This is a genomic window from Stenotrophomonas sp. Ste96, from assembly GCF_024519495.1.
GTDB lineage: Bacteria > Pseudomonadota > Gammaproteobacteria > Xanthomonadales > Xanthomonadaceae > Stenotrophomonas > Stenotrophomonas bentonitica_A.
The window spans coordinates 1-10,056 of record NZ_JALJRX010000014.1; the positions used below are offsets into that span (position 1 = coordinate 1).

The 10,056-nt window shown below is 62.3% G+C and carries 9 protein-coding genes and 1 pseudogene; 4 read left to right on the plus strand and 6 right to left on the minus strand.

Annotated features, from left to right (window positions below; all coding sequences use genetic code 11):
- From OC373_RS18285 to OC373_RS18305, 5 genes are all read right to left on the minus strand, one after another.
- The coding region (locus OC373_RS18285) for a nuclear transport factor 2 family protein (protein ID WP_261998239.1) at nt 1-370 on the minus strand (370 nt) is incomplete at its 3' end.
- Between the two features lie 84 nt (nt 371-454).
- On the minus strand, nt 455-1,672 hold the full coding sequence (locus OC373_RS18290; protein WP_261998240.1) for a copper resistance protein B: 1,218 nt from the start codon (nt 1,670-1,672) through the stop codon (nt 455-457).
- Nucleotides 1,669-3,522 carry a copper resistance system multicopper oxidase gene (locus OC373_RS18295; RefSeq protein WP_261998241.1) on the minus strand — a complete coding sequence of 618 codons (1,854 nt, stop codon included), beginning with the start codon at nt 3,520-3,522 and terminating at the stop codon, nt 1,669-1,671. Before OC373_RS18295 ends, OC373_RS18290 begins: the two co-directional genes overlap by 4 nt.
- A gap of 103 nt (nt 3,523-3,625) precedes the next feature.
- A complete protein-coding gene (locus tag OC373_RS18300) occupies nt 3,626-4,051 on the minus strand; it encodes a CopL family metal-binding regulatory protein (protein WP_261998242.1) in 426 nt (141 codons plus the stop codon).
- 253 nt (nt 4,052-4,304) lie between these two features.
- A complete protein-coding gene (locus OC373_RS18305; RefSeq protein WP_180834352.1) occupies nt 4,305-4,469 on the minus strand; it encodes a hypothetical protein in 165 nt (54 codons plus the stop codon).
- A gap of 225 nt (nt 4,470-4,694) precedes the next feature.
- Between OC373_RS18305 and OC373_RS18310 the strand changes: the two genes are divergently transcribed.
- The 4 genes and pseudogenes from OC373_RS18310 to OC373_RS18325 all read left to right on the plus strand — a co-directional run.
- Nucleotides 4,695-5,570 carry an enhanced serine sensitivity protein SseB C-terminal domain-containing protein gene (locus OC373_RS18310; RefSeq protein WP_261998243.1) on the plus strand — a complete coding sequence of 292 codons (876 nt, stop codon included), beginning with the start codon at nt 4,695-4,697 and terminating at the stop codon, nt 5,568-5,570.
- A 179-nt stretch (nt 5,571-5,749) separates the two neighbouring features.
- Nucleotides 5,750-6,964, plus strand: coding sequence for an MFS transporter (locus OC373_RS18315; protein WP_004146589.1), 1,215 nt, complete (start codon nt 5,750-5,752; stop codon nt 6,962-6,964).
- Between the two features lie 186 nt (nt 6,965-7,150).
- Nucleotides 7,151-7,489 carry a cyclophilin-like fold protein gene (locus OC373_RS18320; protein ID WP_261998244.1) on the plus strand — a complete coding sequence of 113 codons (339 nt, stop codon included), beginning with the start codon at nt 7,151-7,153 and terminating at the stop codon, nt 7,487-7,489.
- Nucleotides 7,490-7,629: 140 nt separating this feature from the next.
- Nucleotides 7,630-7,898 (plus strand): annotated as a pseudogene (locus OC373_RS18325) (integrase core domain-containing protein); the annotation flags it as partial.
- Nucleotides 7,899-8,422: 524 nt separating this feature from the next.
- Here the strand turns inward: OC373_RS18325 and OC373_RS18330 are convergent.
- Nucleotides 8,423-9,664, minus strand: a complete 1,242-nt coding sequence (locus OC373_RS18330; protein WP_261998245.1) for a site-specific integrase — start codon at nt 9,662-9,664, stop codon at nt 8,423-8,425.
- Nucleotides 9,665-10,056: the final 392 nt, after the last annotated feature.

A 10,056-nucleotide genomic window follows, 5' to 3' on the forward strand; every position in this document is an offset into this window, starting at 1 on the left:
CCCATGCGAACTCGCCAGCGGCGCGTGCGCGCTGACGGAGCAACTGTCGATGGGCGTCCTTGAGGAACGCCGCGTCGCTGATGGCGTGGTGGCCCAGATATTCCTCGCGGCTGTGCTCGGCACCACCGGACTCGAGGATGAGGACGTCAGGAGCGAGCAGGGATCCGACCGTTGCCAGGTCTTCGCTGGACAGTGCGGTGTTGAACCGCTCTACCACGGCGACGGCGGCCGTGGCGGCGGCAGGAACATCCACGTTCGCCGCTGCCGCAGTGGCGGGGTGATGTGCATGCGCCTGGGTTGTCTGCGCCATAGCGGGCGACACAACGGCAAATGCCAGTGCGAGGGCGAGGGTGACGGGTGTTACGTTCATGCGTGAACTCCGAAATCAGTGGTGTGTGTGTCGCTGAAGAAACTTCAGCCAGCCTTGCGTACGCTGGCTCAATGCCAGTTCCTGTCAGAACCAGATGCGGACGCCCGCCACAATCCGGGTGTCGTCAACATCGCCTGATGCTGCGCGACGGAGGTCTGCGGTTCCGCCGTAAGCACGCTCCCAGACCACGCCGACATAGGGCGCGAACTGTCGATGGAACTCGTAGCGCAAGCGGAAACCGGCTTCGACCTTGCTCAGCCCACTGCCGATTCCCACCGCCGGATCGTCCTTGCTCCAGGCCTCGCCCTCGACCAGCCACTGGCCGATCAGCCGGTTGGTGAACAGCATTTCGTATTCGGCTTCCGCACCTACCCCGAGCTGACCGGACTCGCCTAGGTAGGCCGTCGCGGAGACTTCGAATTTGTACGGCGCAAGACCGATCACACCGAGCGCGGCATAGGTGCGCGACGGCCCGCCGCCGAAGGCGAAGTCATGGCGGACACCGGCGACTGCGTCCCACCATCGGGCGATCGCTCGGCCGTACAGCACTTCCACATCCGCCGACTCGGTGGATCCACCTGCACGCTCGCCCTCGCTGCGCAGCCAGAGCCGGTTCAAGTCGGAACCCACCCAGCCTTGTGCTTCCCAGGCCATGCCGGTGCCGTCCTCCTCCGCGTCCCACGCCTCTAGCCGGTCAAGCGCCCAGTAGGAATTGATCGATTCACCATGCATCAGGTGCTCGTCGAGGTCCGGGAACGCCGCAGCCCGATCTGTCGGCGTGACAACCGGGATTGGCTCGCGCGGCTCGGCCGTCGGCGGCAGGTCCTCGCTGACACCAGGTTGATGGCCCATGGAAGCGTGATCCATGCCCGAGTGATCCATGCCGGAGTGATCCATTCCGGAGTGATCCATCCCTGAGTGATCCATCCCGGAGTGATCCATCCCGGAGTGATCCATCCCGGAGTGATCCATCGTGGAGTGGTCCATCGTGGAGTGGTCCATCGTGGAGTGGTCCATCCCGGTGTGTTCGCTGTCGGCAGGATTCGCAGCTCCGTGCCGCATGTTCCCGTGGTTCATCGTCCCGTGATCGTCGGAACTCTTGTCCGGTGAAGTCGGTAGATGGCCGGCGTGCGGATCCGCGGGCCTTGGCGACGATGGTGACGCAGCCGGCTTGGCTGCCGGATGGTGTGCGGCGTGGTCCGTCTCCTGCGCCCACGCCGGGGCGCAACCAGTTGCAAGAACGAGTACGGACGTCAGGCCGATGGCCAGGGGGTGGCGACTGGAAAGGATCATGGCGTTCATTCCTCCACCCGCACTTCGCGGAACATGCCGGCTTCCATGTGGTAAAGCAGGTGGCAATGGAACGCCCAGCGACCCAGCGCGTCGGCGCGCACGCGAAAGGCCCGCTTCGTACCAGGCGGCATGTCGATGGTGTGCTTGCGCACCATGAAGTTGCCGGACTCGTCCTCGAGGTCGCTCCACATGCCGTGCAGATGGATCGGGTGCGACATCATCGTGTCGTTGACCAAGACGACTCGCATGCGCTCGCCGTACTTCAGACGCAGGGGTTCGGCGTCAGCGAACTTCACTCCATCGAACGACCATGCAAAGCGCTCCATGTGACCGGTCAGGTGCAGCTCGACCGTGCGGCCGGGCGCGCGCCCGTCGGGGTCGGGGAACGTGCTGCGCAGATCGCCGTAGGTCAGTACGCGTCGGCCGTTGTCGCGTAGCCCGATGCCCGGGTCATCCAGCTTGGGCGCGGGCGCCATCGTCTGCATGTCAACGAGCGGATTGCCGGTTTCGCTTGCAGGGTGTTCCTGCATTCCGCCGGCACCGTGATCCATCCCCGCCATGCTCCCGCCGGCTGCCGCGCCTCCGGCCATCGATGACATGTCGTGGCCGCTGTGGTCCATTCCCGCCATGGCACCACCGGTCATCGCACCGTGTGACATCGAGGACATATCATGACCGCCGCCGCCCATTCCACCGTGTCCCATGTCGTCCATGGTCAGGATCGGCTTGGGATCGAGGTTGGGCACGGGCGCCCGCAAGCCTTCCCTGACGGCGAGTGTTCCGCTGATGTATCCCGTGCGGCCGCTGTCCTGGGCAAAAATGGTGAACGCATCCTGCCCGGTCGGCTCGACAATGACGTCGAACGTTTCAGCGGTGGCGATGCGGAACTCATCGACCGTGACCGGGCGGACGTACTGTCCATCGGCCGCGACCACCGTCATCTTCAGGCCCGGGATGCGCACATCGAAGTACGTCATTGCCGACCCGTTGATGAAACGGAGGCGGACCTTCTCGCCCGACCGGAACAGCCCGGTCCAGTTGCCGAGCGAAGTCGTGCCATTCATCAGGAAGGTGTAGGTGTTGCCATTGACGTCCGACAGGTCAGTTGGCGTCATCCGCATCTGGCCCCACATCTTGCGGTCCTCGACCGTAGCGGCCAGGCCGTGCTGCTTCACGTCGTCGAAGAAGTCGCCGACCGTCTGCTTGGAGAAGTTGTCGAAGTCAGACCGCTTCTTGAGCCTGGCGAACAGGCGCTTCGGATCGAGGTCGGTCCAGTCGGTCAGCATGACCACGTAATCGCGGTCATATGCGAAGGGCTCGGGCTCCAAAGGCTCGATCACCAGCGGGCCATAGAGCCCCGCTTGCTCCTGGAAGCCGGAGTGACTGTGATACCAGTAGGTACCGTTCTGCACGACGTTGAACCGGTACTGGTAGGTCTCGCCACGGTTGATGCCATTGAAGCTCAGCCCTGGTACGCCGTCCATGTCGGCCGGCAACAGGATGCCGTGCCAGTGGATTGACGCCTGGTCGCCATGGATGGAGCCGGGGGGCAGGGCATTGCGGACCCGCAGGTTGACCGTGGTGCCTTCGCGCAAGCGCAGCAGCGGCGCGGGAATCGATCCGTTGACCGTGATCGCAGGGCGCGTGGCGCCAGTGAAGTTCATCGGCGTCTCGCCGATGGTCAGGTCGAAGTCGGTGCCTGAAAGCACATTGGGTACACCTTGGGCTTGCACGGCCCAACTCAAACGGGGCCACAGGCCTAGGGCGGCGGCGGCGCCGCCAAAGGCGAGACCTTGGACAAAGCGGCGCCGGGAAGGGGCAAGCAGCCCCTCGGCACGGCCGAAAGAATCGGATGACATGGGAACTCCCGGAAAAAAATGTCGAGTGCTCGCGGAGCGAGCGTTACCCAGTGCGGAACCGCAGGCAGGGTAAATCCGCGCCTCAGGAGGCGCGTGGCGACACTTAGCCGATCGGAGGTCGGAAGAGATTGGTCAGTGCAGCGGACGCATGCACTGACAACAACGGTTCGGCGATCTGCCGGTAACGGACGGTAATGTCGGCAAGCGCGGGCCCATCCACTGCCGCGTAACAGTGATGCATACAAGCGCAGCAGTTGCCCCTCTCACAGCAATCGTCTGATGGCGGCGCTGCCTCGGACTGACCAGCGGCCAGTGGATGCTGGTCCAGCTCTGCTGGAGTGATCGCCGCGGCGCCGTGGCAGGCGGCCATGCTCTCAGCCATATGTGTCGCGGTCATGGCCGGGGCGTGACCCATTGAATCGCGCATGTGCTCGGCGTGCATATGCATAGAAGCACCTGCGACCCCGGGACCGTTGACCAGTACGGCCACGATCAGAAACAACCGCATCAGGAGTGCGCGCAGAGACATGCGCCGAGTATACGTGAGGATGTAAGCGCTAGATGAATACACAGCAAGGCCCAGGATCCGCCGGTGAACGGAGCGAAAGAAAAGGCGCCGCGCACGCGCTTATGCATGGTGCGTTCTTGGCTACACTTGCGGTGCCACAATGTCCCATCTCTGCCGTGTCGACCCTCTGAGATTGTATAACCCCTCCTCCTGTCGCTAGGATTCTGCGATGACTCGGCCCCACCGTCGCAATCCTTGGTTTCGAGCAGCCCTGCTAGGCCTGTTCGCGCTCTGCGTGGTGGTGCAGCCGGTGCTTGCAGCAACTGGGGATCTTCACGAGCTGCTTGATCACCCGGAAGAGGTCGTTCCGCATCTTGACCGCATCGGACACCAGGACGCGACAGAGTCCGGGGACGGTGAGGCGACGGAATTCCTGCATACCCTGCTCCACGTAGCTCACTGTTGTGGGCAGGCGGTCAGTTTTGACATGGTGAACCCCGGAGTCGACTGGGTTGCCGCGAGTGAGCCACGCCCTATGGACGTTACAACTGCGCCTACGTTGCAGTTGCGCCGGGGTGCTCCGTTCCGACCTCCGATCCAGGCGTAAGGCGCGACCGGCCTACCAGCCATCCCTTCAGCCTTTTGCTTCACCCGGAGAACTCCCATGCAATTGCGACTCACGGCCCTGGCCGTGTGCGTCGCGGCCTGTGCCGTGGCCTGGCCGGCCGCCGCCGCCGCCGACCGTTTGACCCTGGACGACGCGTTCGAGCGCGTTTCCAGATCCCATCCTGACCTGCGCCTCTTCGGTCCGCGAAGCGAAGCGTTCGCGGCCGAGCTTGAACGCGCGTCACTGCGGCCCGCGTATGTGGCCGGCAGTACTATTGAGAACGCGCTTGGCACAGGCGATGCCAGCGGTTTGAGTGGCGCTGAACTGACTTTGACGCTCGCCTCCGTGTTCGAGCGTGGCGGCAAGCTCGACGCCCTGCCATTTTTTACCTCCCAGTCCAAAGCGGCCGTCGCCGCGGGTCACTCGGCGCGAATCGTGACCTTCACGGGCCGCGAACTGCTCGAAATGACGCGTGGAGCCACCTTGATGCTCAACCCGAATGATGGCGGCGCCGTGCTGTACCCGGAAGAGATCGAATCCCTGTTGACCACGGGAGCGATCGCTCCGGTCCGGAAAGACTCGTGGACTGGCGAGCCGCTCTGGTGGGGTTCCCCGGACCGACCGCCTTCCTGGCTGATCCCGGTGCTGACGCGCACATTGACACAGCAAAAGTCCGTGACTTCGGCATACCTGATCCAAACGGCTCCTGAAGCGGATCGGGAAGCCGTCTCGCTGCTGATCGTACTGGGCGTAGCGCCGGACCAGGCGGAACGGGCAGCGCGTGCGTGCATGACATCGATACACGCCGAGCTTCAGCGATCACCACCGGAGATCGCGATCGATCTGACGCTGTTTGATCCGATTCAAGGAATACCGGATTTCGTAACTGCGAGCGGCGTGGAGCCGTTTTACCAGCGAGGCTCACATCCATGAACCGCGCAGAGCTTTCAGCAATTATTGACGAGGGACTAAGGCGGCTTGTCATCAACGACCGCCACCTACTGCCTGACCTGATCATCCATCAGCGCGGCCCTCGCGGACCTGTACGACCGCGTGGACGTGATTCCGTTTGACAAGCTGACGGCCTTCTTCCGGCAGAACCTGGCCGCGCAATGACCACGTTGATGGACGTTCCGGCAGTCACCGGCCAATACGAGGCCACGGCGCGCCCCGCCCACTGGGGCGGTGTGCTCGCCATGACGCTGTGCGTGTTCGCGCTGATCGCGTCGGAGTTCATGCCCGTGAGCCTGCTGACGCCGATGGCCGCCGACCTGCACGTCAGCGAAGGGCTGGCGGGCTATGGCATCGCCATCTCCGGCGCGTTCGCAGTGATCACCAGCCTGTCGATTTCCACGCTGGCCGGCAGCATGAACCGCAAAACCCTGCTGCTGGCGCTGACCGGACTGATGGCCGTGTCCGGTGCGGTGGTCGCGCTGGCGCCGAACTATGTCGTCTACCTGGCGGGACGCGCACTGATCGGCGTGGTGATCGGCGGTTTCTGGTCGATGTCGGCCGCCACCGCGATACGTCTGGTGCCGACCGCGCAGGTGCCGCGCGCGTTGGCAGTCTTCAATGGCGGCAACGCGTTGGCGACCGTGATCGCGGCGCCGCTGGGCAGCCACTTGGGTTCGGTGGTCGGCTGGCGCGGCGCCTTCTTCTGCCTGATCCCGGTGGCTGCCGTCGCCTTCATCTGGCAGTGGATCAGCTTGCCGTCCATGGCCGCCGAGCGCGCCGACGGCTCCGGCAATGTATTCCGTCTGTTCAAGCGTCGCACCGTGGTGCTTGGGATGGCCGCCTGCGGTGCGTTCTTCATGGGGCAGTTCACGCTGTTCACGTATGTGCGGCCCTTCCTGGAAACGGTGACTCGCGTGGATGTGTCCACGCTGTCCCTGATCCTGCTCGCGATCGGGATCGCCGGCTTCATCGGTACGGCGATGATTGGCACCTTCCTCAAGGGGGGCCTGTATCGCATCCTGATCGTCATTCCTGTTCTGATGGCGGCAATCGCGCTCGCGTTGATCCCCTTGGGTGCTTGGATGTGGCCAGTTGCAGTTCTCTTCGCGTTGTGGGGACTTCTGGCCACTGCGGCACCCGTCGGCTGGTGGAGCTGGATCGCGGATGCGATGCCGGAGGAGGATGCCGAAGCCGGTGGCGGCCTGATGGTCGCCGTGATCCAGTTGGCGATCGCATTGGGCTCCACCGTGGGCGGGATGTTGTTCGACGGCAGCGGCTACCGAAGCACGTTCGTGGCGAGCGCAGTGGTTCTTCTGCTCGGTGCCTTCCTGACGTTGCTGACGTCGCGCGCGTCGGCCGGACGGGCCGCTTGAGCAATGGTTAATAGGCGGCCCCTCGCGTTTAACGATGCTCGTTCCACATTGCGGCTGTTGCGGCAAGCGAGCCTGCTGGTGCTCGGCCTGTTGATACTGGGAGGCTGCAATGCCAGTGAGCGAAAGGAACCTGTCGGGAATGTTCAAGAGGTCATCGAAGTACCTGCCACACAGGAGAGAGCCCGCATGTGGATGACCATCGGCGAACATCGCTTCTCTATCACGTTGGCGGATACCGATGCCGCGCGGGCATTCGCGGCCCGGCTCCCCTTGACATTGGAGATGGCCGAGCTCAACGGCAACGAGAAACACGTCGACTTGCCGCAAGCATTGCCCACCGATGCAAGCCATCCCGGCACGATCCGGAACGGCGATCTGATGCTCTATGGCTCGAAGACCGTGGTCCTCTTCTACGAGACCTTCCGTTCGTCCTATTCCTATACCCCGCTGGGACACGTGAACGATCCCCATGATCTAGGACGGGTGCTTGGCCATCGTAGTAGTCGAGTGGCCTTTTCAGAATGACCGCTTCTGGCCGAAAGCGGACATCGGTGCCATGCCAAGAGTCCAACTGGCTGGCTGCTGTGACCACTTCGTTTGGCGGCGCTGTCCAACTGCTTGGTTGTTAGTAGCATGACCTGAGCAGGAACCGATGGGTCGCTACACTAGCCGAGGCCGGGGTCGAACTGTCGGCGGGCAGCGTGCACGATAGCTATGGCAGCACGCTGGCCGAGACGACCAATGGGCTGTACAAGGCCGAGGTGATCCATCGGCATTCGTGGCGCAATCGCGATCAGGTGGAGCTGGCCCCACGCTGGACTGGGTGTACTGGTACAACCACCAATGACTGCTGGGGCCGATCGGGAACATCCCGCCAGCGGAAGCCGAAGCGGCTTACTATCGGCAGCAAGCCGGTCAGGCCAAATTGGCCTGAATCAAATCCAGTGCCTCCAAGAAAGTCGGAGCGGTTCAGTTTTGCATCGACGTGAGGCTTTGTTGCATCTTCGGTCCGCCCAATTGGCTGGAGCGGTTGATCAGTGCGTCCCGTACTTGCAGCTCCGTTACCTGCCGTTCGAAGGTGCAGCGCCGCCGCAGTCGGCCTGTACCAGGAACGTTGCTGGTGGGTTGGGTGCCAGCTTGGCATTGAGATCCAAGCGATCCTCTTCCCGGAAGAAGTCTTCAGCAGGACTGGGGAAGCCGCAGGCGGCAGTGCTACCGAGAACGGGTAGAGGTAGGGACGATGAGGCGTCCCGGACAGGCCAGACTGTCACAGGCAAGGTTTTCATGGGCGTCGATGGCCAAAGCCGTGAGCTGTGGCGCGCTGGGAGTTGTGTTAGTAATATTACTACTTCCCATCTGCCCGTCTGTCCACCCCCATCGTAGTGAGATGGGGGTAGAGCCCTGTTCAACTTGTCGTGGGAGATCCAGAGATTGAGTCGAGGCCGGATGTCTTGAACACTATTCGTGTCGGTCTATGGGCTGACTAGAGCAGTCCGGAGCAGGTCTGGGGAGGATGAAATCAGCCCATGCCTGCATCATGGGGCGTCGTTGCTCCAGCAGATCGGTGCGGTGATAGGCAGCTTCGACCTTGTTTTTGACAGTGTGGGCCAGCGCGCGTTCAGCAAGATCCCGAGCATAGCCTTCCTCGCTGCACCAGTCGCGAAAGCTTGACCGGAAGCCGTGCGCGGTGGCTATCCGCTTGTCGCTATCGCTCTGGGCCTTCAGGCGGCGCAATAGTGCAGTTAGGGTCATGTCCGAGAGGACTGTTCGGGACTGGATCGATGGGAAGACCAGACGATCGTGCTTGCCTGCCTGTACCTGCAGCAAAGTGATGGCTTGCTCAGAGAGTGGGACTCGATGGGTCTGGCTGGCTTTCATGCGATCGGCAGGAATGATCCAGACTTTGTTGCGCAAATTGACCTCATCCCAAGTCATTCCCCTGACTTCGCCAGAGCGCGCGGCGGTCAAGATCAAAAACAGCAGCGCACGTTTGGTGACATCTAGCTCGTTCGTATCCACCAGTCTGGTTTTGACAAACGCCGGGATGTCGGTCCAGGGCATGGCCGGTTGATGCTCTTGTCTGACCGTCTTGCTGGGTTGTACCGGCAACAGATGTGTGACTACATCCACGGGGTTGGCTTGGTTGAACCCGTGTGCCCAGCCCCAGGCCATCACGGCATGCAAACGCTGCTTTACCCTGGAAGCGGTCTCCGCTTTTTCCAGCCAGATCGGGCGCAAGACATCGGCCATATGACGAGGCTGAAGTTGATCCATCGGTAGGGAGCCGATCTTGGGGAAAACGTATTCGGTAAGTGTGTTGATCCACTGCTGTGCGTGCTTGGCATTCTTCCAGCCTGGCTTAAGTTCAGCGTGTACCTGTTTTGCTGCCTCTTGGAAGGATGGCATCACCGGTGCGGCTACAGGTGTCTCCTTGATCGCCAGGGGGTCTTGCCCCAGTGCAATCTCTTCGCGCATCTCGCGAGCCAGCTTGCCGGCAAGAGCGACGCCCACGCGCGGGTAGCTGCCTAGGCCGGCGTTGCGCCGCTTGCCAGTGACAGGGCTTACGTAGCGCAAGACCCACTTGCCTTGGCCCTTCTGTGTGCGTGAAGGAAGCAGACTCAGGCCAGTAACTCCGCCGTGTGGCAGTGCTGCGCTTCCGGGAGTGATGCTTCGAGCTTTGATGTCGGTTAGCAGTGCCATGCGTGCCTAGTATGCCATCTGGTATGCCATTCAGTATGCCATCTGGTATGCCATTTCGTGTTGGGTGGTGATGGGTGTTGCTGGACGGTGCTGGATGATGTTCCATGCAAGTCATTGAAATTAAATGGCTAATATATGAATTTTCGATGCCACTGGATTTCCTTGGACGGATCTATGGCAGTCCCCCTCTCCGCCAGATAAAAAGAAAAGGGCTGCCCATCGGGCGGCCCTTTTCTTTTTATCTGGCCTGATGGGCGGACGAGAACCCCCGACGGGGGTTCGACGGATTCGCCAGGAGCGAATCCGGACAGACGAACGTCTGGCCCTGGAGCGCGCAAGCGCGGAAGGGCTGGGTGCATGGATGCACCCAGCAATCCCAATGAAGCGGCCAC